General features: G+C 66.7%; 25 protein-coding genes and 1 pseudogene. 5 read left to right on the forward strand and 21 right to left on the reverse strand.

The features are described from left to right. From nuoH to BACI71_RS11355, 9 genes are all read right to left on the reverse strand, one after another. Complete coding sequence (gene nuoH / locus BACI71_RS11315) at positions 1-1,047, reverse strand: NADH-quinone oxidoreductase subunit NuoH (protein ID WP_159758672.1); 1,047 nt, start codon at positions 1,045-1,047, stop codon at positions 1-3. Further along, positions 1,044-3,038: an NADH-quinone oxidoreductase subunit NuoG gene (gene nuoG / locus BACI71_RS11320; protein WP_159758674.1), complete on the reverse strand. Its 1,995-nt coding sequence runs from the start codon at positions 3,036-3,038 to the stop codon at positions 1,044-1,046. The genes nuoH and nuoG overlap by 4 nt, the downstream gene beginning before the upstream one ends. Continuing rightward, complete coding sequence (gene nuoF / locus BACI71_RS11325; RefSeq protein WP_159758676.1) at positions 3,038-4,342, reverse strand: NADH-quinone oxidoreductase subunit NuoF; 1,305 nt, start codon at positions 4,340-4,342, stop codon at positions 3,038-3,040. Before nuoF ends, nuoG begins: the two co-directional genes overlap by 1 nt. Next, complete coding sequence (locus BACI71_RS11330) at positions 4,339-5,034, reverse strand: complex I 24 kDa subunit family protein (protein ID WP_159758678.1); 696 nt, start codon at positions 5,032-5,034, stop codon at positions 4,339-4,341. The genes nuoF and BACI71_RS11330 overlap by 4 nt, the downstream gene beginning before the upstream one ends. Next, positions 5,034-6,314 carry an NADH-quinone oxidoreductase subunit D gene (locus BACI71_RS11335; RefSeq protein ID WP_159758680.1) on the reverse strand — a complete coding sequence of 427 codons (1,281 nt, stop codon included), beginning with the start codon at positions 6,312-6,314 and terminating at the stop codon, positions 5,034-5,036. Before BACI71_RS11335 ends, BACI71_RS11330 begins: the two co-directional genes overlap by 1 nt. Beyond that, entirely contained in the window at positions 6,311-7,159 is an 849-nt protein-coding gene (locus tag BACI71_RS11340) for an NADH-quinone oxidoreductase subunit C (protein WP_159758682.1), read from the reverse strand. Before BACI71_RS11340 ends, BACI71_RS11335 begins: the two co-directional genes overlap by 4 nt. Continuing rightward, the gene (locus BACI71_RS11345; RefSeq protein ID WP_443018466.1) at positions 7,156-7,725 is read right to left on the reverse strand and encodes a NuoB/complex I 20 kDa subunit family protein; all 570 of its coding nucleotides are present in this window, start codon (positions 7,723-7,725) and stop codon (positions 7,156-7,158) included. Before BACI71_RS11345 ends, BACI71_RS11340 begins: the two co-directional genes overlap by 4 nt. Continuing rightward, positions 7,716-8,090, reverse strand: coding sequence for an NADH-quinone oxidoreductase subunit A (gene ndhC / locus BACI71_RS11350; protein WP_159758684.1), 375 nt, complete (start codon positions 8,088-8,090; stop codon positions 7,716-7,718). Before ndhC ends, BACI71_RS11345 begins: the two co-directional genes overlap by 10 nt. Before the next feature lie 105 nt (positions 8,091-8,195). Then, the gene (locus tag BACI71_RS11355; protein ID WP_159758686.1) at positions 8,196-8,660 is read right to left on the reverse strand and encodes an NUDIX domain-containing protein; all 465 of its coding nucleotides are present in this window, start codon (positions 8,658-8,660) and stop codon (positions 8,196-8,198) included. A 109-nt stretch (positions 8,661-8,769) separates the two neighbouring features. Here BACI71_RS11355 and dcd point away from each other — a divergent pair, with 109 nt between their 5' ends. Next, positions 8,770-9,324: a dCTP deaminase gene (gene dcd / locus BACI71_RS11360; protein WP_159758688.1), complete on the forward strand. Its 555-nt coding sequence runs from the start codon at positions 8,770-8,772 to the stop codon at positions 9,322-9,324. Between the two features lie 153 nt (positions 9,325-9,477). Here dcd and BACI71_RS11365 read toward each other — a convergent pair whose 3' ends face one another. The 5 genes from BACI71_RS11365 to BACI71_RS11385 all read right to left on the reverse strand — a co-directional run bounded on the left by BACI71_RS11365 (position 9,478) and on the right by BACI71_RS11385 (position 12,525). After that, the gene (locus BACI71_RS11365; protein ID WP_236552960.1) at positions 9,478-9,828 is read right to left on the reverse strand and encodes a tetratricopeptide repeat protein; all 351 of its coding nucleotides are present in this window, start codon (positions 9,826-9,828) and stop codon (positions 9,478-9,480) included. A gap of 183 nt (positions 9,829-10,011) precedes the next feature. Then, entirely contained in the window at positions 10,012-10,440 is a 429-nt protein-coding gene (locus tag BACI71_RS11370) for an ExbD/TolR family protein (RefSeq protein WP_201297360.1), read from the reverse strand. A 16-nt stretch (positions 10,441-10,456) separates the two neighbouring features. Then, complete coding sequence (locus tag BACI71_RS11375) at positions 10,457-10,927, reverse strand: ExbD/TolR family protein (RefSeq protein WP_159758690.1); 471 nt, start codon at positions 10,925-10,927, stop codon at positions 10,457-10,459. Positions 10,928-11,039: 112 nt separating this feature from the next. Continuing rightward, entirely contained in the window at positions 11,040-11,837 is a 798-nt protein-coding gene (locus BACI71_RS11380) for a MotA/TolQ/ExbB proton channel family protein (protein ID WP_159758692.1), read from the reverse strand. A 70-nt stretch (positions 11,838-11,907) separates the two neighbouring features. Then, positions 11,908-12,525, reverse strand: a complete 618-nt coding sequence (locus BACI71_RS11385) for an energy transducer TonB (RefSeq protein ID WP_443018506.1) — start codon at positions 12,523-12,525, stop codon at positions 11,908-11,910. Here BACI71_RS11385 and BACI71_RS11390 point away from each other — a divergent pair. Together BACI71_RS11390 and BACI71_RS11395 are read left to right on the forward strand one after the other, a co-directional pair. Next, positions 12,409-13,278, forward strand: a pseudogene (locus BACI71_RS11390) (dihydrolipoamide acetyltransferase family protein); the annotation flags it as partial. The gene BACI71_RS11385 and the pseudogene BACI71_RS11390 overlap by 117 nt on opposite strands. Before the next feature lie 108 nt (positions 13,279-13,386). After that, positions 13,387-14,211, forward strand: a complete 825-nt coding sequence (locus BACI71_RS11395; RefSeq protein WP_159758694.1) for a hypothetical protein — start codon at positions 13,387-13,389, stop codon at positions 14,209-14,211. A 252-nt stretch (positions 14,212-14,463) separates the two neighbouring features. Here the strand turns inward: BACI71_RS11395 and BACI71_RS11400 are convergent, their stop codons facing one another. Both BACI71_RS11400 and BACI71_RS11405 read right to left on the reverse strand, forming a co-directional pair. Next, the gene (locus BACI71_RS11400) at positions 14,464-16,635 is read right to left on the reverse strand and encodes a primosomal protein N' (RefSeq protein ID WP_159758696.1); all 2,172 of its coding nucleotides are present in this window, start codon (positions 16,633-16,635) and stop codon (positions 14,464-14,466) included. Positions 16,636-16,794: 159 nt separating this feature from the next. Further along, positions 16,795-18,240, reverse strand: a complete 1,446-nt coding sequence (locus BACI71_RS11405; protein ID WP_159758698.1) for a diguanylate cyclase domain-containing protein — start codon at positions 18,238-18,240, stop codon at positions 16,795-16,797. An 80-nt stretch (positions 18,241-18,320) separates the two neighbouring features. Here BACI71_RS11405 and BACI71_RS11410 point away from each other — a divergent pair, with 80 nt between their 5' ends. Next, complete coding sequence (locus tag BACI71_RS11410) at positions 18,321-19,214, forward strand: tyrosine recombinase XerC (protein ID WP_443018507.1); 894 nt, start codon at positions 18,321-18,323, stop codon at positions 19,212-19,214. A gap of 90 nt (positions 19,215-19,304) precedes the next feature. Here the strand turns inward: BACI71_RS11410 and BACI71_RS11415 are convergent, their stop codons facing one another. Both BACI71_RS11415 and gshB read right to left on the reverse strand, forming a co-directional pair. Further along, entirely contained in the window at positions 19,305-19,904 is a 600-nt protein-coding gene (locus tag BACI71_RS11415) for a DedA family protein (RefSeq protein ID WP_201297361.1), read from the reverse strand. A 19-nt stretch (positions 19,905-19,923) separates the two neighbouring features. Beyond that, positions 19,924-20,895, reverse strand: coding sequence for a glutathione synthase (gshB, locus tag BACI71_RS11420; RefSeq protein WP_159758702.1), 972 nt, complete (start codon positions 20,893-20,895; stop codon positions 19,924-19,926). 153 nt (positions 20,896-21,048) lie between these two features. Here gshB and BACI71_RS11425 point away from each other — a divergent pair, with 153 nt between their 5' ends. Then, positions 21,049-22,008, forward strand: coding sequence for a hypothetical protein (locus BACI71_RS11425; RefSeq protein ID WP_159758704.1), 960 nt, complete (start codon positions 21,049-21,051; stop codon positions 22,006-22,008). Positions 22,009-22,045: 37 nt separating this feature from the next. Here BACI71_RS11425 and BACI71_RS11430 read toward each other — a convergent pair whose 3' ends face one another. From BACI71_RS11430 to BACI71_RS11440, 3 genes are all read right to left on the reverse strand, one after another. Continuing rightward, entirely contained in the window at positions 22,046-22,426 is a 381-nt protein-coding gene (locus BACI71_RS11430) for a YraN family protein (protein ID WP_159758706.1), read from the reverse strand. 110 nt (positions 22,427-22,536) lie between these two features. Next, on the reverse strand, positions 22,537-23,601 hold the full coding sequence (locus BACI71_RS11435; RefSeq protein WP_159758708.1) for a LacI family DNA-binding transcriptional regulator: 1,065 nt from the start codon (positions 23,599-23,601) through the stop codon (positions 22,537-22,539). Between the two features lie 281 nt (positions 23,602-23,882). Then, entirely contained in the window at positions 23,883-24,320 is a 438-nt protein-coding gene (locus tag BACI71_RS11440) for a hypothetical protein (protein WP_159758710.1), read from the reverse strand. Positions 24,321-24,691 lie beyond the last annotated feature (371 nt).

The following is a 24,691-nucleotide window of genomic DNA, read 5'->3' on the forward strand; positions in this document are numbered from 1 at the left end:
TTACACTCCCACGCGCATGAACATCAGCACGCCCGACACCAGGAATACCCAGAACAGCGACAGCGGCAGGAACACCTTCCAGCCCAGCCGCATCAGCTGGTCGTACCGGTAGCGCGGCACCGTCGCCTTGATCCACGAGAAGACGAAGAAGAAGAACAGGATCTTGGCAAACAGCCAGATGATCCCCGGCACGACATACAGCGGCGCCCAGTCGAACGGCGGCAGATAGCCACCCCAGAACAGCGTCGCATTCAGCGTGCACATCAGCAACACGTTGGCATATTCACCGAGCCAGTAGAGCGCGAACGCCATCGACGAATATTCGGTTTGATACCCCGCGACCAGCTCGCTCTCCGCCTCCGTCAGATCGAACGGCGCGCGCTGCGTCTCCGCGAGCGACGAGATCAGGAACACGACGCTCATCGGGAACAGCAGGGGATTGAACCCGAAGCCGTTGATGAAGCCGTACAGCCCCTTCTGCGCCTCGACGATCGTCGTCAGGTTGAACGACCCGGCCCACATCACCACCGAGATCAGCACGAAGCCGATCGCGACTTCATAGCTGACCATCTGCGCCGCGGCGCGGATCGCCGAGAAGAACGGATATTTGGAGTTCGACGACCAGCCGGCAAGGATGATCCCGTACACGCCCAGCGACGATGCCGCGAGCACGTAGAGCAGCCCGACGTTGATGTTCGCGAGCACCACGCCCGGCTGGAACGGCACCACCGCCCAGACGATCAGCGCGACCGTGAAGGTGATGATCGGCGCGAGCAGGAACAGCCCGCGGTTCGCCGCCGACGGAACGATCGTCTCCTGAAGGAAGACCTTCAGCCCGTCCGCGAACGACTGCAACAGCCCGAACGGGCCGACCACGTTCGGCCCGCGGCGCAACGCCATCGCCGCCCAGATCTTGCGGTCGGCATAGATGATCATCGCCACCGACAGCATCAGCGGCAAGGCGATCGCCAGGATCCCGACGATCGTCGCAAGGAACCACGCCCAGCCATAAGGAAGGCCGATCGTATGATTGAAGAAGTCGGTCACTCCGCCGCCTCCGCGAAGCTTTCGCCATGCACCAGCTCCGCCGAGCAGCGCTGCATCGTCGGTGACGCCCGGCAAATAGCGTTGGTGAGATAGAAGTCCTTGATCGGATAACCCTCGAGCACGCCCTCCGCAGTCGTGCCGAGCGCGGGCGCGTGCCACGCGAACGTCTTGAGCCCCGGCGTTGCCAGCTCCGGACAGTCGAGCGCCATCGCCGCGCGCAGCTCATCGAGCGTGTCGAACGGCAGCGTCTGGCCGATGCGCTCGCTCAACGCGCGGAAGATCGTCCAGTCCTCGCGCGCGTCACCCGGCGGGAACACCGCGCGCTCGCCACGCTGGACGCGGCCTTCGAGGTTGACGAACGTCCCCGACTTTTCGGCATAGCTCGCCCCCGGCAGGATCACGTCGGCATGATGCGCGCCGCGATCGCCATGGTGACCGACATAGACCTTGAAGCCGGTGAAGCGCGCATGGTCGCACTCGTCGGCCCCGAGGAAGAAGGTCAGCTTCGCGTCATACAGTGAGGAAATACCGGCCTTTTGCGCATAGCCGAGCATCAGCCCGCCCATCCGCGACGCCGCCATGTGGACGACGTTGAAGCCGTTCCAGCCATCCTTGACCAGCCCCAGCGTTTCGACCAGCCCGAGCGCCGCACCATGCGCGCCCTTGAGAGCCGCACCCCCGACGATCACCATCGGCTTGCTCGCCTTGCCGAACGCCTCGGTCACGCGCTCCGGCAGCTTGCCGAGCACCGACAGGTCCGCGCCCAGCCACTCGACCTTGTAGGTCAGCTCGGTCTCCGGCCCGATCGCAAAGACCTTCGCGCCCTTCTTGATCGCCTTGCGGATGCGCGTGTTCACCAGCGGCGCCTCCCAGCGCAGGTTGGTGCCGACCAGCAGGATCGCATCCGCCTCTTCGGTGCCCGCGATCGTGGTGTTAAAGTTCACCGCGGCGAGGCTGGACGTATCATAGTCCATGCCCGTCTGCCTCCCTTCGAGCAGCGACGAGCCGAGCCCCTTGAGCAGCGCCTTGGCCGCGAACATCGTCTCGCAATCGACCAGATCGCCCGCGACCGCCGCGACCGAGCCACCGTGATCGATCGCCGCGATCGCCGCGAACGCCTCGTCCCACGTCACCGCGTGCAGCTTGCCGTCGCGGCGCACATACGGCCGGTCGAGCCGCTTGCGCACCAGCCCGTCGACCGCATGGCGGGTCTTGTCGCTCGCCCACTCCTCGTTGACATCGTCGTTGACGCGCGGAACCGCGCGCAGCACCTGCCGGCCACGGCTGTCGAGACGAATGTTGGTGCCGACCGCGTCCATAACGTCGATCGTCAGCGTCTTGCGCAGCTCCCACGGGCGCGCCTCGAACGCGTAGGGCTTGCTGGTCAGCGCACCTACCGGACACAGGTCGACGACGTTGCCCGATAGTTCGGACGTGACCGCTTCCTCCAGATAGGAGGTAATCTGCATGTTCTCGCCGCGATAGATCGCGCCGATTTCCTCAACGCCCGCGACTTCCTCGGCAAAGCGGATGCAGCGCGTGCACTGGATGCAGCGGGTCATGACCGTCTTGACGATCGGCCCCATATATTTCTCGGTGACCGCGCGCTTGTTCTCGTCGAAGCGCGAATGGCCGCGGCCATAGGCGATCGACTGATCCTGCAGATCGCACTCGCCGCCCTGATCGCAGATCGGGCAATCGAGCGGGTGGTTGATGAGCAGAAACTCCATGATGCCTTCGCGGGCATGCTTCACCATCGGCGTGTTGGTGAAGATCTCCTGATTTTCCGCGGCCGGCAGCGCGCAGCTCGCCTGCGGCTTGGGCGGCCCCGGCTTCACCTCGACCAGACACATCCGGCAATTGCCGGCGATCGACAGCCGTTCGTGGTAGCAGAAGCGCGGGATCTCCTTGCCGGAAAGCTCGCACGCCTGCAGCACGGTGGCGCCCTGCGGCACCTCGATCTCGACTCCGTCGACTTTGACCTTGGGCATTATTCAGCAGCTTCCTGCATCGGGGCGACGTTGCCGCCACGCTCGTTGATGCGGCGTTCCAGCTCGGGGCGGAAATGCTTGATGAGCCCCTGGATCGGCCACGCCGCCGCGTCACCCAGCGCGCAGATCGAATGGCCCTCGACCTGCTTGGTCACCTGCTGGAGCATGTCGATCTCGCCCAGCTCGGCGTCGCCGGTACGCAGCCGTTCCATCACGCGCCACATCCAGCCGGTGCCCTCCCGGCACGGCGTGCACTGGCCGCAGCTCTCGTGCTTGTAGAAGTACGACAGCCGCGCGATCGCCCGGACCACGTCGGTCGACTTGTCCATGACGATCACCGCCGCGGTACCGAGCCCCGAACCGACCGCCTTGAGGCCGTCGAAGTCCATCGGCGCGTCCATGATGTCCTTCGCCGGCACCAACGGCACCGACGACCCGCCCGGGATCACCGCGAGCAGATTGTCCCAGCCGCCACGGATCCCGCCGCAATGCTTCTCGATCAGTTCGCGGAACGGGATGCTCATCGCCTCTTCGACGACGCACGGCGTGTTCACATGGCCCGAGATCTGAAAGAGCTTGGTGCCCTTGTTGTTCTCCGCGCCGAAGCTGGAGAACCACGCCGCCCCGCGCCGCAGGATCGTCGGCGCGACCGCAATCGACTCGACATTGTTGACGGTCGTCGGGCAACCATACAGACCCGCGCCGGCCGGGAACGGCGGCTTGAGACGCGGCTGGCCCTTCTTGCCTTCGAGGCTTTCGAGCATCGCGGTTTCTTCGCCGCAAATGTACGCGCCCGCGCCGCGGTGGACGAAGACGTCGAAGTCATAGCCCGAGCCGCAGGCGTTCTTGCCGACGAGTCCCTTGTCGTATGCCTCGGCAACCGCTGCGAACAGCACCTCGGCCTCGCGGATATATTCGCCGCGAATGTAGATATATGCCGCGCGCGCGCGCATCGCGAAGCCCGCGACCAGCGCACCCTCGATCAGCTTGTGCGGATCGTGGCGGATGATCTCGCGGTCCTTGCACGACCCCGGCTCGGATTCGTCGGCGTTGATGACGAGGAAGTTCGGCCGGTCCGGCTTCGGCTCCTTGGGCATGAACGACCATTTGGTGCCGGTCGGGAAGCCGGCCCCGCCACGCCCGCGCAACCCCGACGCCTTGACGACGTCGATGATCTTGTCCTGACCAAGCTCCAGCAGCGCCTTGGTATTGTCCCAGTCGCCGCGCGCCATCGCCGCATCCAGCCGCCACGACTGATAGCCGTAAAGGTTGGTGAAGATCCGGTCCTTGTCGAGCAGGCTCATGCGTCCGCTCCCTGTGTCGCGACGGTCCATTCGTCGCGATAATCATGGTTCTCGGTCACCATCGCGGTCAGCGAGGTCGGTCCGCCCTTCGGCTCGACCGTGTGGCGGCCCGGCTCCTGCGTGCCCGGCTTGGGCGCGCCGCCGTTCGCCAGCGTCTCGATGATCGCGATCGTGCGATCGTAGTCGAGGTCCTCGAAATTGTCGTCGTTGATCTGCACCATCGGCGCCGACGAGCAATTACCCATGCACTCGACCTCGGTCAGCGTGAACAGGCCATCGGGCGTGGTCTTGCCCTTGATGAGGCCCTTGTTCTTGCACGCCGCCAAGACGTCGTCCGACCCGCGCAACATGCAGGGCGTCGTGCCGCACACCTGCACGTGGAAGCGCCCGACCGGTGCGAGGTTGAACATCGTGTAGAAAGTCGCGACCTCGTACACGCGCATATAGGGCACGCCAATCTCGCGCGCGACGAACTCGATCACGGGGACCGGTAGCCACCCCTGTGTCTGCGTCTCAGCCCCGACCTGGCGCTGCGCCAGATCGAGCAGCGGGATCGACGCCGATTGCTCGCGCCCGGCGGGATAACGCGACAGGATCGCGTCACGCTTCGCCTTGCTCTCGCCGTTCCACTGGAACGCGCCCCAGCGCGCGCGGACCTCGGCCTCGTCGGGGATGATAGGTGCGTCAGCCATCAGCGGTCACATTCGCCAAAAACAATATCCATCGCGCCCAGAATGGCGGTGGTGTCCGCCAGCATGTGCCCGCGGCTCATGAAATCCATCGCCTGCAGGTGCGAGAAAGCGGTCGGGCGTATCTTGCAGCGATACGGCTTGTTGCTGCCGTCGCTCACCAGATACACGCCGAACTCACCCTTCGGGCTTTCGGTCGCGACATACACTTCGCCCGCCGGGACATGATAGCCTTCGGTGTACAGCTTGAAGTGGTGGATCAGCGCTTCCATCGAGCGCTTCATCTCGGCGCGCTTCGGCGGCACCACCTTGCGGTCGAGCGAGGCGATCGGCCCCTCCGGCATTTCGGCGAGGCACTGCTTCATGATCCGCGCCGACTGGCGAACCTCCTCGACGCGCACCATGAAGCGGTCGTAGCAATCGCCGCGCGTGCCGACCGGCACGTCGAAGTCCATCTTCGCATAAACATCGTACGGCTGCGACTTGCGAAGATCCCACGGGATCCCCGCCGCGCGAATCATCGGGCCGGAGAAGCCCCATTTGATCGCATCCTCGCGGCTCACCGTCGCGATATCGACGTTGCGCTGCTTGAAGATGCGGTTGTCGGCGACAAGGCTGATCGCATCCTCGAACAGGCGCGGGAGCCGTGTGTCGAGCCAGTCGGCGATGTCGGTCAGCAGCTTGAGCGGTACGTCCTGATGGACGCCGCCGGGGCGGAAATAATTATGGTGCATCCGCGCGCCGGTCGCGCGCTCGAGGAAGCCGTAGCAATCCTCGCGAATCTCGAACATCCACAGGTTCGGCGTCATCGCGCCGACGTCCATGACGTGCGACCCGAGATTGAGCATGTGGTTCGAGATGCGCGTCAACTCGGCGAAGAACACCCGCAGATATTGCGCGCGGATCGGTACTTCGAGATCGAGCAGCTTCTCGATCGCGAGCACAAAGGTGTGCTCCATGCACGCGGGCGAGCAATAATCGAGCCGGTCGAAATACGGGATCGCCTGCGCGTAGGTCTTGTATTCGATCAGCTTTTCGGTGCCGCGATGCAGCAACCCGACGTGCGGATCGATCCGCTCGATGATTTCGCCGTTCAGCTCCATGACGAGCCGCAGCACGCCGTGCGCCGCGGGATGCTGCGGGCCGAAATTGATCGTGTAATTCTGGATCGCCACGTCGCCCTCGGTCGGGTGCGCGGCGTCGGTGGCGTGCAGGATCTTCTCGATCGCGGGATCGACCTCGCGATCGACCGCCTGCTCCTTCTGGACGTACGTGTCGGTCATTGGTTCTGCCCTCCGCCCTTCGACGGCACGACATCGGGGTCGACCGGCTTCGGCACGGCATCGCTTTCGGACCGGCCCGCGCCGGTCTCGGCGGTGCTCGTCGTGTCCTTCTTGGCGTACGGCTGGCTCGGCGCCGGTGCGTCCTGCTTCGGCGTCTGTGCGGCGCCGGCTTTCTGCGCCTCGGTCGCGGTCACTGGAGTCGGCGCGCCCTTGGCCTCGGGCAGCTTCGCCTTCTCGTCGCCCGGCAGCACATATTGCGCGCCTTCCCACGGGCTCTCGAAATCGAACGTGCGGAAGTCCTGCGCCAGCTTCACCGGCTCATAGACTACGCGCTTCTGCTCCTCGGAATAGCGCAGCTCGACGAACCCCGTCAGAGGGAAGTCCTTACGGAAGGGATGCCCGCGGAAGCCATAATCAGTCAGGATACGGCGCAGGTCACGGTTGCCCGAGAACAGCACACCGTACATGTCGTAGATCTCGCGCTCCAGCCAGCCCGCGACCGGCCAGATATCAGTCACCGACGGCACCGGCGTGTCTTCGGTCGCGCCGACGTGGACGTGCAGCCGATGATTGCGCGTCAGCGACAGCAAGCAATAAACAACCTCAAAACGCTCTGGGCGCTCGGGATAGTCGACGCCCGCGATTTCCATCAATTGCTGGTATTCGAGCCCCGGCGTGTCGCGCAGCGCGATCAGCGCGGCAACGAGGCCGTCACGCGTGACGTGCAACTGCACCTCACCCGCGATCTCGACCGCGTCGATCAACGCACCACCGATCGCTGCACGCGCCGCGTCGATCGTCGCATCGTTGAGCTGCGCCGCCCAGGCAGGAGCCGGCGCCCTCACCGTTCGATACTCCCGGCGCGGCGGATCTTCCGCTGCAACTGCATCACACCATACAACAACGCCTCGGCGGTCGGCGGGCAGCCGGGAACATAGATGTCGACGGGCACCACGCGATCGCAGCCGCGCACAACGCTGTAGCTATAGTGATAATAGCCGCCGCCGTTGGCACATGACCCCATCGAGATGACGTACTTCGGCTCCGACATCTGGTCATAGACCTTGCGAAGTGCCGGCGCCATCTTGTTGCAGAGCGTGCCCGCGACGATCATCACGTCCGACTGGCGCGGCGACGCACGCGGTGCGGCACCGAACCGCTCCATGTCGTAGCGCGGCATGTTGACGTGGATCATCTCGACCGCGCAGCACGCGAGCCCAAACGTCATCCACCACAGCGAGCCGGTGCGCGCCCATTGGAACAGGTCCTCGGTCGAGGTGACCAGGAAACCCTTGTCGTTCAGCTCGCCGTTCAGGCCATCGAAAAAGCCCTGATCGGGCGCGATCACGCCCTGACCCGGCTCCGGATTGTTGACGAGCCCGACCGGCCCGGAGTGTGCTTCTACTCCCACTCCAGCGCTCCCTTCTTCCACGCGTAGACAAGGCCGAGCGCGAGTTCGGCGATAAAGATCATCATCGAGAACCATGCGGTCCAGCCGAGCGAGAAAACGCTGACCGCCCAAGGATATAGGAACGCCGCTTCGAGATCGAAGATGATGAACAGGATGGCGACCAGATAAAAGCGCACGTCGAACTGCGAACGGCTGTCCTCGAACGCGGGGAAACCGCATTCATATTCAGCCAGCTTTTCGGGCGTGGGTTCGGCCACGCCGGTCAGCTTGGCGACCGCCATCGGAAGAAAAACGAACGCGCTCGACAGAGCGAGCGCCACCCCCAGGAACAGGAGGATCGGTAGGTATTGCGACAGATCGACCACTATGTCTCTCTCGCCTCTCTCGCAGGTGCGAACGGAACCGGCACGCTCTAGACCCCCGCCTCCGGAGGGGCAAGGCCATGGGGAGTGAGAATGAATCGCAAGCAGCTACCAGTCGGGGCTGCGCTCGCGGTGACCCTGCCATTCGTCGATCCGGCGCCGCGTGGCCGGTGACAGGGTATCTGGAAGATCGTCGAGCGGATGAAAGGCGGCCTCTTCCAGTTCGCGGCCATCCGGCACCGGCACCTCGTCACTCCGCGCGGCGAACAGAAAGACGGTGTCGCGACGCCCCTCGGTGCGGGACTCATGCCGCGCGAGCAGCGCCAGCTCGCGCGCGATGCAGCCGGTCTCCTCCCGCAATTCGCGTGCCGCTGCCTCGACCGGCGCCTCGCCGCGTGCAATCCCGCCACCCGGCAGCATGTGCAGCTCGGTGCGGCCGTAGCGATGCCGAACCAGCAACACCCGGCCGGCCCGATCGGTGACCAGCAGCTTCACGCCGCGCGTCCGCAAGCCGAGCAGCGACATGGTGCGACGGCGCAGGCGGTACGCAAGCGGCATGAGCAGGCGAAGCATCACGATTGATGATAGCGCCCGGCCGCGGGTGCAGATAGCGGGACGACGATCCGCCTTGCGCCGCAGGCCTTCAGCCGCGAAAGCGCATCCAGCCGAGGGGATTCGCTCTATGTCCGTCATGTCCGACCGCTGGATCCGCGAGCGCGCGCTCGCCGACGGGATGATCGAGCCGTTCGTCGAATCGCAGCGTCGTGATGGTTGCATCAGCTACGGGCTATCGAGCTATGGCTATGATGCGCGCGTCGCCGACGAGTTCAAGATTTTCACCAACGTCGACAACGCGTTGGTCGACCCGAAGGATTTTGCGGCCAACAGCTTCGTCGACCGCAAGACCGACGTCTGCATCATCCCGCCGAACAGCTTCGCGCTGGCGCGGACGGTCGAGTACTTCCGGGTGCCACGTGACGTTCTGGTGATCTGCCTCGGCAAGTCGACCTATGCGCGCTGCGGGATCATCGTCAACGTCACGCCGCTTGAACCCGGCTGGGAGGGGCATGTGACGCTCGAATTCTCGAATACGACACCGTTGCCTGCCAAGATCTACGCCAATGAAGGCGCTTGCCAGTTCCTGTTCCTGTCCGGCAACGAACCGTGCGAGACGAGCTACGCGGATCGGGCCGGCAAATATATGGGCCAGCGCGGGGTGACCCTGCCACGGTTGTGACCAAAGCCGACATACGAGCCGAGCATCGACCAGATCGCCAGGCACGCGGCGGACCGCGGTAAAAGGTCGGAATGTCGCTGGCAAGCCAGCGCCACTGACCTACGAACAGTACCCAGCCGATCACACCTGTGACATGCAAGGCACGCCGATTGCTTAGCGCGTGGCCATCGTGGTGGTGAGGCGCGCCATCCCGGCGCGGGCCAATTCGTGCGAGGTTCGCACGCTGCCATCCGCCAGATCCATCGCCACCGGTTCGCGATCGAGCACGTCGCCGTAGAGCGCGCGCGCCTGTGTCTCACGTCCGGTGCGAGCGTATACCGCAGCCAGATTGAGCATCAGCTCAGGGCGATCCGGGAAGATCGCGCGCTCGGCGGCGATCGTCTGTTCGGCCTTGCCGAGGCTGCCGGCGGCGATCGCTTGGTAACCGACCCGATCCTTCGCGATGGCCGGAGTCATGGTCAGCGCGACGAGCGCGATCGCCGGGATCATCAGCTTGCGGTTCATTTCGCCCTCCTGTGCTGCCAACGCGACTACTAGTCGCGTTACGTTTTTATGACATCAAGATGTCACTTATTTGACAAATGGGCAAGCATGATTGGCGGTGTCAAGCGAGCAGCAGCGCAACGAAAAACGGGCGGCCCAGCAGGACCGCCCGTCGTCATTCATCAAGGCCAATCGCTGAGGCGATCAGAAATCCTTGTAATATTGCTCGTTGCCGACGAAGCCGAGCTTCGTGACGTTCGAACGCTTGATGTCGGCCAGCGTCTGGTCGACCACGTCGTACTTGGTCGCCGGATCGGGCTGGAACTGCAGTTCCGGCTCGGGGCTCATCGCCGCCGACTGGTCAAGGTATTGACGCAGCACCGTCGAATTGACCGGGGTGCCGTTCCAGGTGATCCCGCCCGCGGCGTCGATCGCGATCTTGTTCTTGATCGGGTCGACGGGCGGCTTCTGCGCTTTCGGATCGTTGACCGGCAGGTCGACCTTCACCGCATGCGTCGGAACCGGAAGGGTGATGATGAACATGATGAGGAGCACGAGCATGACGTCGATCAACGGCGTCGTGTTCATCTCCATCATCGGCTCGCCGTCATCGCGGCCTGCACTCATTGCCATGTCAGCTTCTCCTCGCTCAGGCGCCGCCGCCCTTGGGCTGCGAAATGAACCCGACCTTGGCGAAGCCGGCCATCTGCATGTTGTAGATCGTCCCCGCGACACACCGCCACGGCGTGTTGATGTCCGCACGGACGTGTGCTTCGGGAAGCTCGAGGTCGGGGTTGCCGGGGCCGCCCTGACGATCGATCTCGGTCTTCAGCTTGGCAACGGCACGGTCCAGCAGTTCCTGGTGGGTCACCGGAGTGGTCCCCCAGTACACCTGGCACGTGCCGCCAGCGCCGGCGACCGAGAGCGAGACGTTCTCGGGCTTGGTCGTGGTGGGATCGAAGACGACGCTGGGCAGCTTGATGCCCTTCACCGTCTGGATGGCGACCGGCACCGCGATCAGGAAGATGATGAGGAGCACCAGCATGACGTCCACGAGGGGCGTCGTGTTGATGTCCGACATCGGTTTTTCAGCGGAGTCACCGCCAACGCTCATCGCCATCAGGCTATCCTATTCTCTCGTTCCGCCGCGACATCCCGCGTGATGCGGACCGGCGCGGCGGCCGGTGATCGTCGGGGCCGCCGAACGCGACGGCCCCGCTTGACCCAGTGCCTTACGGGCGGGTCTGCACGCCACCGGTCTGGCCGGCGGTCGTGGTCGCCGTGGTCGGCTTGACCGGTGCCTTGGCGGTGGTGGTCGTCGCGCCGATCGACGGACGAACCGCGCCGTTCGATGCCAGGAAGCCCAGCACGTCGTTCGAGAAGGCCGACAGGTCTTCCGAGATCGACTTGTTGCGGCGCTGCAGCCAGTTGTACGCCAGCACCGCCGGAACCGCGACGACGAGGCCGAGTGCGGTCATGATGAGCGCCTCACCGACCGGACCCGCGACCTTGTCGATCGACGGATCGCCCGACGCACCGATCTTGATCAGCGCGCGGTAGATGCCGACGACGGTACCGAACAGACCGATGAACGGCGAGGTCGCGCCGACGGTCGCCAGGAACGCCAGACCACCGCCGAGCTTCGAGTTGATCGCGGCTTCCGAACGCGCCAGCGACCCGTGGAGCCAGTCATGCGCCTCGATCGGATCGGTCAGCTTCGAATGCTGCTCCTGCGCGGCCAGGCCGTCGTCAACCAGCTGCTTGTAGGCCGAGTTCTTCTCCAGCTTCGCCGAGCCTTCGCGCAGCGACGTGCTGTTCCAGAACTGCGAGCGAACGCGCTTCGCCTGGTTGATGATCTTCTGCTGCTCGAAGAGCTTCGAGAAGAGGATGTAGAAGGACACAACCGACATCACCACCAGGATGGTGAAAACCGACTGCGAGATGATGCCGCCTTCCTTCAGCGCCTGCTGCAGGCCGAACTGGTTCTCGGCTGCCGCGGTCCCACCCGCGGCGAGGATGTTGATGATCATTCGGTGTCTTCCTTAAGCCAGATATGTTGTCGGCCGGCGATTTTGGTCCGCGCGGCCAGGGTCACGCGGATCAATTGGTTGGCAGCACCCATCGCACCGGCAGCGTATAGCTGGAGACGATCGGGTTCCCGGTCGCATCCTGTGCCGGCGAGAACCGCACGCGGCTCTTGGCGATACGGCAGGTCGCCTGGTCGAGCGCCGAGGAGTTGCTCGACGTGGTGACCACGCAATCGGTGACCCGTCCGTCGGTGCCCACCGTCAGCTTCGCGACGACACGTCCCTGCTCTTCGGCGCGGATGGCCGAGGGCGGGTAATTGTCGGCACCGAAGAACTGGCCGGGGTTACCCTTCAGACCGGCAGCCTTGCTAACCGCAGGCGGCGCCGGCGGGGCCGGCGGCGCTGGCGGAGCGGGCGGAGCGACCGTCGGCGTGGCCACGTAGACCGGCGGCGGGGTCGGCACCGTCGCGACCGTCACGGGCGGCGGATTCGGATTGCGCACGATCGGCGGCGGCGACACCACCGGCGGCGGCGTCATCGGCGTGTCGGGCGGCGGGGGCGGCGGCCCCTTCCAGGGAGGGGAGTTGTCCTCGCGTCCCCCGCGGTTCGTGCCCGCGCGAAGGACCTCAACGTCGACCTCGCCGCGATTCGCGTCCCCGAGGGCGAGCGCATTCGCCACACCGACCTTGATGCCTATCTCCGCTACAATGCCGGGCAAGGCTATCACGCCCCGCACGCAGCGCGCGCCCGCGACGACGAGCAGGTGCGCGTGATCGGGATGCGGCGCCGCATCGCCGAGAATATGGCGGCGGCGAAGCGCCACATCCCGCACTTCACCTATGTCGACGAGATCGACGTCACCGCGCTGGAGGCGATGCGCGCCGACCTCAACGCGCATCGCGGCGAGCGGCCCAAGCTGACGCTGCTGCCGCTGCTGATCGTCGCGATGTGCCGGACCTTGCCCGACTTCCCGATGCTCAACGCGCGTTACGACGACGAGGCGGGCGTGGTGACGCGCGCAGGGCGCGTGCATGTCGGGATGGCGACGCAGACCGATGCCGGGCTGACCGTGCCGGTGATCCGCGACGCGCAGGACCGGAACGTCTGGCAACTCGCGACCGAGATCGCGCGGCTGGCGGGCGCGGCGCGCGCCAGCAAGCTGACGCCGCAGGAACTGGGCGGGGGGACGATCACGGTCACCTCGCTCGGGCCGCTTGGCGGCATCGCCACGACCCCGGTCATCAACCGGCCGGAGGTGGCAATCATCGGCCCGAACAAGATCGTCGAGCGCCCCGTGTTCCGGGGCGACGACATCGTGCGTGCCAAGCTGATGAACCTGTCGATCAGCTGCGACCATCGCGTCGTCGATGGCTGGGACGCGGCGAGCTATGTGCAGGCGCTCAAGACCTATCTCGAAACGCCGGTGCTGCTGTTCGCGGATTGATGGCGAAGTGACCTGATCCGCGGATCGGCGTAGCGCTGGCAGAAGCATCAGCGCTTCCGGGTCAGTTGGTCATCGAACCGTCGTACGGGATGCTCTAGGCAGCCGGCCATGCATCTCGATCTGATCCAGTCGCTCAGCCTGTGCGGCGACCTTTCCACGCCCAATGACGATCGTGCGGGGAGCGGCGCGCGGCACGCCTGGGTGATCGACGGCGCGACCGATCTGTCGGCGCCGGGACTGCTCGGCGCGCAGGGCGGCGCGGCGTGGCTGGCGGCGACCGCCGCTGCGGCGTTCGCGATGGCGGCAGCGGACGATCTGCGCGGCACCTGCGCGCAGGTCTTCGCGGCGGTCGAGGCGCGCTATGCGGCGGAACGCCAGCGGGAGCCTGAGGGCGCGTGGGAATGGCCGCGGGCGTCGTTCGCGGCGGTGCAATTGGTCGACGACACGCTCGAGGTCGCGTGGGCGGCGGATTGTGCCGTGCTGCATGCGTCCGGGCCGACAGTCGCGTGGTGCACGCCCGCACCCGATCGCGCGCGCGAGAGCGCGCAGGCGGCGGCGCTGGGGGCGGGGGTCGGCGCGACCAAGCTGCGCACCCCGGCGGTGCTGGCGGACCGGCGCGCGGCGCGGTCGCTGCCGGGACAAAGGGTGCTGGGCGTCGACGCCGGGGAGAGCGCGGGAGCGATGGAGATGGTGCGCATGGCGGTGGAGCCGGGCGACGATCTGCTGCTGATGAGCGACGGAATGGCGGCGCTGGTCGACTCTTACGCCGCTTACGATGCGGCGGGTCTGGTGGCGGCGATGCGGTCGCGGGGGCTGGCGGCGTTGGGCGGCGAACTCCGCGCCATCGAACGCAGCGACGCCACCTGCACCCGCTACCCGCGCTTCAAGTCGAGCGACGATGCGACTGCCTTGTGGGTGCGGGTGGGGGGCTGATCGTCATTGCGATCGTGGCGGAGCCATCCGGTGCCGGATCAGGGCGCCCTGGCTTGCTTCGCTACGCTCGCGATGACGGCGGGGCCGGGGGAGCGATCCCCGTTACTTCCCCTGGTTCGTCATCCCGGACTTGATCCGCGATCCCGCTTCTTTCCAACGCCGCAGAAGGAGCGGGGCTCTGGATCAGGTCCGGGGTGACTCAGAGAGCAGGGGGTCAGACGATCCGTCATGCCTCCTCGGAGGCGACGGGCCCTAAAGGAAGCTATACGGATCGACGTCGACTGCGACGCGCACCTTCGCGGGCCATTCGAGCCCGCCGAGCCAGTCGCGGATCACGTCCTGCACGTCGAGCGCGCGGCGCGCATGGACCAGCAACCGGAAGCGGCGCCGTCCGCGCAGCATCGCCAGCGGCGCGGGTGCGGGGCCATAGACCTCCATCCCGTCGACGCGCGGCGCGGCGCGGCCGATCGTGCGCGCGATGTCATGTGCTGCGCCCTGATCCTCGCTCGACACGATGATCGCGGCATAGCGGCCAAACGGTGGCGCGCCGGCATCCTCGCGCGCTTCGGTCTCGGCGGCGTAGAAGGTCTCGGCGTCGCCGGTGATCAACGCCTGCATCACCTGCGCCTTGGGGCTGTGCGTCTGGATATAGACATGGCCGGGCTTCGCGCCGCGCCCGGCCCGCCCCGACACTTGTCGGATCTGCTGGAAGGTCCGCTCGGCCGCGCGCAGGTCGCCGCCATCGAGCCCGAGATCGGCGTCGATCACCCCCACCAGCGTGAGATTGGGGAAGTGATAGCCCTTGGTCACCAATTGCGTGCCGACGACGATGTCGATGTCGCCCGCCTCCATCCGCGCGACGAACTCGGCGGCCTTGGCGGGGCTCCAGATCGTATCGGAGGTGACGACAGCGGTGCGCGCCTCCGGGAACAGTGCTGCAACCTCGTCGGCAATCCGCTCGACGCCCGGGCCGCACGCGACCAACGTATCCTCGTTCTGGCATTCGGGGCATAGCCGCGGCACCGGCTCGATATGCCCGCAATGATGGCAGGCGAGCCGCCGCGTGAGGCGATGCTCGACCATCCACGCAGTGCAGTTCGGGCATTGGAAGCGATGCCCGCACGTCCGGCACAAGGTCAGCGGGGCGTAGCCGCGACGGTTGAGGAACAGCAAAGACTGCTCGCGGCGTTCCAGTGCTTCCTCCATCGCCTTCACCAGCCGCGGGCTCATCCAGCGGCCGCGCTCGGGCGGTTCGGCGATCAGGTCGATTGCCTCGATCGTCGGCATCTGCGCGACGCCAAAGCGACCAGGCAACTTCACCTCGGCGTACTTGCCCAGCGCGACCTGATGCCGCGTCTCGATCGCCGGGGTAGCGCTGGCGAGGATCACCGGGCATGCCTCGAACAGCCCGCGCATCACCGCGACGTCACGCGCATGATAATGGACGCCGTCCTCCTGCTTGAAGCTGGTCTCGTGCGCCTCGTCGACGACGATCAGCCCCAGGTTCGCGTAGGGAAGGAACAAGGCCGAGCGTGCGCCGACCGTCACCCGCGCCTCGCCGCTGGCGATCGCGCGCCACGCGCGGCGGCGCTGCGTGGCGCGCAAGCCGCTGTGCCACGCCACCGGCTCGCAGCCGAAGCGGTCGTGGAAGCGCTTGAGGAACGGTTCGGTCAGCGCGATTTCGGGGAGCAGTACCAGCACTTGCCTGCCCGAACGGAGCGCGGCGGCGACCGCCTCGAAATAGACTTCGGTCTTGCCAGACCCGGTCACGCCGTCGAGCAAGGTCGGGCGGAAGGCGGCGGCGGTGACGCCATCGACCAGCGTAGCGGCGGCGGCGCGCTGGTCGTCGGACAAAGTCGGCGGTGCGTGATCGGGGTCGGGGACCGGATAGGGGCTGTCGATGTCGACCGGTACGCCTTCAAGCGCGCCGACCTTGACCAGCCCGCGGATCACCGCGTCGCTGACGTCGGCGATCGTCGCCAGCTCGCGGGTCAGCCCCTGCCGGTCGCCGATCCGTTCGAGCGCCTGTTCGCGTTGGGCGGTCATACGCTCCGGGACATGGCCGGTGGCCCGATATTCGACGACGCTGCGCCCGCCTTCCAGCGCGGCGGTCGAGGATAGCGCCATCCGCACCACCGCGGCGGGCGGGGCGAGATAATAATCGGCGGTCCATTCGATCAGCCGTCGCAGCGGGGCGCGCAGCGGCGGCACGTCGGCGACCGCGAGCAGGTTGCGGAGGCGATTGTCGCCGACCTCGGCATCGGAGGGCATCCGCTCCGCCTCCCATGCGACGCCGAGCAATTGGCGCGGGCCGAGCGGCGCGACCACCACCGATCCCGGCTCGACCGTCATGCCGTGCGGCACCCGGTAATCGAGCGGGCCAAGGGCGGAGTTCAGGACGATGACGCGCGCGCGGGAGGACATTGCCGCCCATATGGGGCCGCGGCGAGTCGGAGGGAAGCGGCGGGACCAGATCGGCCTTCACCGCGCGCCCTGCCTTTTTGCCGTCATCCCGGATCACGTCCGGGGTGACGATAGATCACCGGATCGACAACGACGACGATCCGCAGAAACGCTCCGGCGCTACGCGACCCGGCGGATATTGCGCGTGCCGACGCGGGCGCGCTTGGCGGTGTAGAGGATCGTGTCGGCGCGTCGCGCGAAGTCGCGCAGCGAGTGGCACTCATGGTCGAAGGTGGCGATTCCGACCGAGCCCGCGCTGGTCATCGTGACCCCGCCGACCTCGACCGGCACGCGCAACGTATCCTCCAGCCGCTCGCGGAGCCCCGCAACGTCACCGGCGAGCGACGGATGCTCGACGATCACCGCAAACTCATCGCCGCCGATCCGTGCCGCGACGCTGCCCATCAGCCACGGCTCGGACAGGGCGCGACCGGTCAGCCGCAAAACATCGTCGCCCGCGCCGTGCCCGAGCGTGTCGTTGATCGCCTTGAAACCGTCGAGATCGATCAGCGCGAGGTGAAGCGGCGTGTCACCGAGCCGGGCCCGCTCCATCGCGGCCTGCAACTCGCGATCGAAGGCGGCACGATTGGCGATGCCGGTCAGTGCGTCGGTATCGGCGGAATGGCGCAATTGCTGTTCGAGCGCATAACGCTGCGTTACGTCCTGGAACACGCCGACCATCGCCACGACGCGGCCGTCGACGATCTCGGGATCGGCCATCGCGCGCACCCGTCGTTGCCGCCGGTCGGCGGTGATGAAGTCGGTCTCGATCGAGAAAGGGTGGCCACGCCGGATCGCGTCGTCGAGCGACGCCTGCACGAGCGCGCGGCTGTGCTCCGGATAGAAGCGCATCGCATCGCGCAGCCGCGGCTTCTGCCCGATCGGCAGGCCATAGATGCGGTAGACGTTGTCCGACCAGTCGAGCGTGCCGTCGTCAATCGACAGCCGCCACGATCCGATCTCGGCGATCTGCTCGGCCTGACGGAAGATCTGGTCCTGCCGCCCCAGCCGCGTCACCAGTTCCTCGCCGGTGGTGGCGATGTGGATCGCCTTCAGCGCGGTGCGTCGTGCCTCCAGCAGCGCTTCGGCCAGCGTGGCGAGATGCGCCAGTGCCGCCAGCGCGCGCGGATCGGCGGAGCGCGGGGCGGTGTCGACGACGCACAATGTGCCGACGGCGCGGCGAATACCGTCGGGATCGGCAACCCGCAGCGGCGCGCCGGCGTAGAACCGGACGCCGGCATCGGTGACGAGCGGGCTGTGACGGAACCGCTCGTCGGACAGCGTGTCATCGATCACGGTGAGGCGGTCGTCAATCACGGTGCGGTCGCAAAAAGCCGTGCCGCGATCGAAGGTCATCGCGCCCGGCATGGTGCGCGCCTTGACGAACAACCGGTCGTTGTCGACCAGATTGAGCAGCGCCGTCGGGCAACCGAGCAGTTCCGCCGCGAGCGCGACCAGCGCGTCGAACTCGCGTTCCGGCGCGGTGCCAAGCAGTGCCAGCGCCTGCAGCGCCGCGGCGCGCGCCGCTTCGCCATGGCGATCGTAGCCGGAGGGATCGGTCGTCATGAGGCTCACTTAGTCGCAACAACGTTAATTTTCATTTGCCAACCCCCTTCACGCGCGGGAGATGCGACAGGGTGAGCGATTTGTCGGCCCCGTTACCGCTGCCCGTCCTGTGGTCGATCCATCTGGCGCGGAATCGTCGCCGTTCGGAGCATACCGTGCGCGCCTATCGCGCGACTGCCGAGCGCTTGTTGCTGTTTTTAAACGAGCATTGGGGCGAGATGGTCGACCGGGCGGCGTTGTCGCGCGTCACGGCGGGCGACCTGCGTGCCTATCTGACACAGCGGCGCGCGGCCGGATTGTCGAACGCTTCCGCTGCACGCGAGCTGTCGGCAGTGCGCGGATTTCTCGACTGGGCGGGCGGCGTTGGCGCGGCACCGCGGATGAAGGGGCCGCGCGTCAAGAAGGGCGTGCCGCGCCCGATCTCGCCCGATGAGGCGGTCGCGCTCGCAACCGACGTGATGGAGGAAAGCGACGAGCCGTGGGTGGCGGCGCGCGACTGGGCGGTGCTGCTGCTGCTGTACGGCGCGGGGCTGCGGATCGGCGAGGCGCTCGCGCTGACGGGCGCGGTGCTGCCGCTCGGCGAGACGCTGCGCGTCACCGGCAAGCGCGACCGGACGCGGATCGTGCCGCTGTTGCCGCCGGTGCGCGCCGCGATCGAGGACTATGCGGCGCGCGTGCCGTGGCCGATGTCGCGCGACGCGCCGCTGTTCCGCGGGGTGCGCGGCGGTGCGCTGGACGGCGGGATCGTGCGGACGCGGGTGCGCGCGGCGCGCACGCGGCTGGGGTTGTCGGAGCGGACGACGCCGCACGCGTTGCGTCATAGCTTCGCGACGCATCTGCTCGGGCGCGGCGCGGACCTGCGCGCCTTGCAGGAACTGCTCGGGCACGCGAGCCTGAGTTCGACGCAGGTCTATACCGGGGTGGATGCGGCGCATCTTCTCGACGTCTATCGTTCGGCGCATCCTCGGGGGTAGGTTCTCTCCGTCATTGCGAGCGTAGCGAAGCAATCCAGGCCCGGATCAGGACGCCCTGGATTGTCGCGCTTCGCTCGCACTGACGGCGGGTCAGCCGCGCGGTTTCCACGTCGCCACCCGCCACGCGTACCAGCCGAGCGCGAGCACCGTCAGCGCGATCCCGACCGGGCCGACATAGCGATCCAGCTCGGCGAAGCGGCTGCCGAGGTAGAAGCCGGCCCCCGCCAGCACGCCGTTCCAGATGATGCTGCCTGCAAAGGTCATCAGCAGAAAGCGCGGCATCGGCATCGCCGCCATGCCAGCGGGCAGCGAGATCATCGTGCGGAACGTCGGCATGAACCGGAACACGAAGATCACCCGGCCGCCGTGATCGTGGAGGAAGCCGCGCACGCGCTCGACGTCGCTCCATTCCATCGTCAGCCAGCGGCCGTGCCGCTCGACGAACGGGCGGAAGCGCGCATAGCCGATCCAACGCCCGATCGCATACCAGAAGACGTTGCCCGCGGTGGTGCCGGCGGTGCCCCATAGCAGCAAGGGCACGATGTCCATCTGCCCGCGCGCGACCGCGATCCCGCCCAGCCCCATGATGACCTCGGACGGAATCGGCGGGACGATATTCTCCAGCGCCATCAGCAGGAAGATGCCGAGATAGCCGCCCGCGACGATCCAGTGGATGATGAAGTCGGTCACACCCGCGCAAACGGCTCCGTCAGCGCGCGCGTTCCTTCAGCCGGCGATCGACCGCATCCCAGATTAGCCCGGCGACATCGGTGCCGTCGAACTTCTCGATCGCGACGATCCCGGTCGGCGAGGTGACGTTGATCTCGGTGAGCCATTCGCCGCCGATCACGTCGATCCCTACGAAGATCAGCCCGCGTTTCTTCAGCTCCGGGCCGAGCGCGTCGCAGATCTCGCGCTCGCGCGGGGTCAGTTCGGTCTTCTGCGCCGAGCCGCCGACCGCGAGGTTCGAGCGGATCTCGCCCTCGCCGGGCAGGCGGTTGATTGCGCCCGCCACCTCGCCGTCGACCAGCACGATGCGCTTGTCGCCCTTCGCCACGGCGGGGAGGAATGCCTGCACCATATGCGGCTCGCGCCACGTCTGGTTGAACACCTCGATCAGCGCCGACAGGTTCTCCCCCGCAGCGCGGACGTGGAAGATCGCCTTGCCGCCGTTGCCGTGCAGCGGCTTGACGACGATCTCGCCATGTTCGGCGAGAAACGCGCGCGCCTCGTCGAGCGAGCGCGTCACTAGCGTCGGTGGCATGAAGCGCGCGTAATCGAGCACGAACACCTTCTCGGGCGCGTTGCGGACGCTGACCGGATCGTTGACGATCAGCGTGCGGTCGGCGATCCGCTCCAGCAGATGCGTGGCGGTGATGTAGCCGAGGTCGAACGGCGGATCCTGCCGCATCAGCACCACATCGGCCTGCTCGCCGAGGTCGAGCGCGACCGGATCGCCGAACGCGAAGTGATCGCCCGCCCCCGCTTTTTCCGGCCGCCGCACCGTCACTGGATGGGCCTTCGCCCACACCCGCCCGTCGCGATAGTTTAGCGCATCGGCGGTGTAGTGGAACAGTCGGTGTCCGCGGGCCTGTGCGGAGAGCATCAGCGCGAACGTACTGTCCCCCGCGATGTTGATCTGGTCGAGCGGGTCCATCTGAACGGCGACGGTGAGGGGCATGGGTCCTCCAGAAACGTTGATCCGTCAACTAGGCGCCGGTGGCGCGCTTGTCAGCAGCGGATGCGCGGCGGGTCGGCCACAAGCGTCTATAATGAAGCGTTCAACCGCCAGCGCGCTTCGCCGCGACGCATAATTCCTGCGAGGTCTTCCACCATGTATGCTGCCGAGACGGCGGAGCGTGAATTCGTCGCCGAACTGACGGGGGAAGCAGGGCGGCGGCTGACCAGCCCCGAGCTTCACCGGATCGCGCTGCAGCTGTTCCTCGATCATTGCGCCGAGGACGAGCCCAATGCGACCGGGCAGATGTTGCTGCGGATCGCGATCAAGGCATGTCCCTACGTCGCCAATATCGAGGACATTCTTGCGGCCGGTCGCGAGATCGCGCGTGGCCGCATCGCGCGCGAGCTGCCCGGGCTGACTGAGTGGGCCGCCGCGGTCGAGGCGCGGCAATTGCCGCTGCCAATCGTGATGTCGTGCGAGGCCTATCTCGACAAGGCGCGCGAGACTGCGCGCGCGGTGACCGACCGCTATTTCGGTGTACAGCCGGTCATCGTCACCGGCGGTGATGGGCTGGTGTTCGAGCATGATGCGCGCGGGGCGGTGCTGCGGCTGCCGGTCAGCGATGTGTATGAGGATCTGCCCGCAAAGGTTTTCGAGACCTGGGTGCTGTTCGAGGCGCTTGGGGCGCGACATGGCGTGCTCAAGATCGACGACGACACGCGTGTGTTGCCCGACATCACGGCGGACATCGACGAAGCGCGCGCGGTCTTCGCGCAGGCCGACTACATGGGCGTCGCGATCAGCAGCCCGCTTCACGACCGATGTTGGCATCATGGCAAATGCGCGACCCTGGTCAGTCCGTTCTATGGCAAACCCTTCGTCGCGCCCTGGGCGCGCGGCGCCCTTTACTTCCTCTCCAAGGGTGCGCTGACCGCCCTCACATCACATTATCTGCGTTTCCCCGCGTGCCTGAGCGGCGAGTTGTACGAGGACAAGGCAACCGCCGACATCTTGCATGCCCTAGGCGTGTCGACCTTCGACTTCGCGATCGAGTCGGTGTTCGGCCTCGACACCGACGCGCCGGAACGCGGAGTGGCGGCGGTGGAGCACTGACGCGACGGGCGCTGGCCCAACCGCTCGGCCGCCTCCGTCAATACCCGATCCACGCATTCTCGATGTGGCGCGGGCGGGTGCCGGGAGCGAGCAGGATCACGTCGATGCGGATATCCTCTCCCGCAGTGGCGCAGCGAGTCATCAGCAGCTCGGCGGCGGCGGCGACACGCGCGAGCCGACGCTCGTCGATCGCGGCGTCCAGCTCGGCGGAGGAGCGGCGGGTCTTCACCTCGACGAACGCGATCAACGCACCGCGTCTGGCGATCAGATCGACCTCGCCGACTGGCGTGCGCACGCGTCGGTCGATGATCTGCCAGCCCTTCAGTCGCAGCCACCACCCTGCCAGCCGCTCGCCGCGCCGCCCGGCTTCCTCCGCGACGCGGCGGGTGGCGGTGGTGCGAGGGCGGGGCGGGCGCATCGTGAGGCAACATGACGCCGGGCGCGGGTTGCGGCAAGCGGCGTATGGGCCATGACTCGCCGGTGCGGGGCAGCGGCGGTCGGTGTTGCGCCGACTGACGGGCGTATCGGCTACGCCCCCGGTGCCGCATCGGACTGGCGGACGACCAGCTCGTGCGGCAGCCGCAGATGGCGTAACGGCCGATCATCGTTCTCGTCGGCCTGCACCATTTCGGACAGCAACGTGACGCCGCGTTTCGCCATCTCGGCGATCGGCTGGCGGATTGTCGTCAGCTCCGGATAGATGGCGGTGGCGATCCAGCTGTCGTCAAATCCGCATATGGTGAGCTGCGACGGCACGTCGAGGCCGTGTTGTCGCGCGGTCATGGTCGCCGCGGCCGCCATGTCGTCGTTGCTGGCGAAGATTGCGGTCGGCCGCTCCGCAAGCCCGAGCAACTGTTCGGCAGCGCGACGTCCGGAGGGATAGGTGAAGTCGCCCTGCACGATGAGCGCCGGGTCGAGCGCGATCCCGGCCGCTTCCAGCGCGGCGAGAAAGCCGGCCTTCCGTGCGTGACTGGCGGCGAGCACCGGCTCGCCGGTGACGAAGCCGATGCGGCGATGGCCGAGCGCGAGCAGATGCTGGGTCATTTGTCGCGCGGCGGCGGACTCGTCGATCGAGATCGACGAGAGATCGGTGGCGCTGCCGTCGGTCGATATCAGCAAACCCGGGATGCCCGAATTGCCCACCAGCTCGAGCAGCGCGGGTGAGTCACATAGCGGCGGGTTGAGGATGATCGCGTCGATCCCGCTGCTGATGAGGCTGTCGAGGATGACCGCATCGTCCTCGCCGAGCTGGCAGCCGCGCGCGATCAGCTGGACATCGGTCAGCGACGCCTGATCGATCGCCGCCATCAGGAAGTCGATGACGTAGGAGCTGCGCGGATTGTTGTAGAGCAACCCGAAGCGCAGCTGACGCGCGCCGGACAGCATTCGTGCCGAGCGGTTCGGCGTATAATGCAGTTCGGCGATGATGCGTGCGACGCGTTCGCGGGTCTCTTCGCGAACGGTGGCCGGTGCGCTGATGACCCGCGACACCGTCATTTTCGAGACGCCGGCCAGTTGCGCGATGTCGGCGATCGTTACCGCTCCGCGATGCCGGGCGCTCGTTTTCTTGGGTTTGCGTGCCGTGCCAGCCATGCGGCCGCATTGGCCACTCGCCCAAAAGGGGTCAACCAACATCCACTGGTCATGATGGGTATGATAATACCGGTAACGGCGGCTGCCGGGCCGGGGCAGACATCCACGACCTGTGGCGCGATCGACCGGATGCGCCGTCGGGAAAACGGTCAGCCGTCGCGGCGAGCACCGACGTGACGGCCGACGCACAACGAGCAATCTGTCCCGCACGACGTCGTGCCGTGCGTCGTCGCGGACGATGCGAATGTCCGGCCGCCACCGTCCGCAACGACCATTGCGGGCTAGCTGTTCAGACCGCTGTAACGGATCGTGCCATTCACCCCTGCCGGGAAAAAGGCACCGGACGCGGCGACTGAGGCAGTGGCATAGAGAATGCCCAACGCCTGCTCGGGCGTGCGCCGGACGGCGACGGAATTGCCGTCCACGATGGTGATGTTGGCGCTGACGCTCTTGGCTGATCCCGACCCGATCGACTGGTCACGTTCACCGGGACCATCGAACTGGTCGCGACCCTTGCTCATCGCCGCCGCGCGCCCGAAGAGCGAGAGCGCGGTGGAGGTGCTGGACAATGCATCCTGCGAGGCCATGACGAACAGCGCGTTGCGCAGCACGGCGTTGCCAGCTGCCACACCTGCCGCCAACGCCCCCATCGTGCCGCGGAGACCGGTCGCGTACAGCGGTGCCAGCTGGGCAGCCGAACTGGTCGCGATGGCGAACAACGCGACCGAGGCCAGCAGGAAATCGGCTTCCGACGCGTAGGGGTCGAAAAACGTTGTCGGCGCCGCCGCCGTGGAGAGTTGCGCGATCTTCTGAAATGGGCCGTCCTGTCCACCGGCGATGTTGATCGCCGGTTGCGCCGTCGCCGCGCTGCCGAGTGTTCGTCGCAGCAGTACGATCCGCGATGGTGGCCGTGGTGACTTCGCGGACCGCCGCCGTCAGCGCGGGCGTGGTGAAGAGGACGGCGCGGCCGCCGCTCACCTGCCCCGGCGTTCCCGCCCCGCCCGTCAGGTTCGCCGGCAAGCCGCTGCCGGTCAGCGCGCTCTGCAGGAAGCCCGCCAGCAGATAATGGATCTGAAGGGTGAAATTGGTG

Source organism: Sphingomonas sp. 8AM, from assembly GCF_902506455.1.
Lineage (GTDB): Bacteria > Pseudomonadota > Alphaproteobacteria > Sphingomonadales > Sphingomonadaceae > Sphingomonas.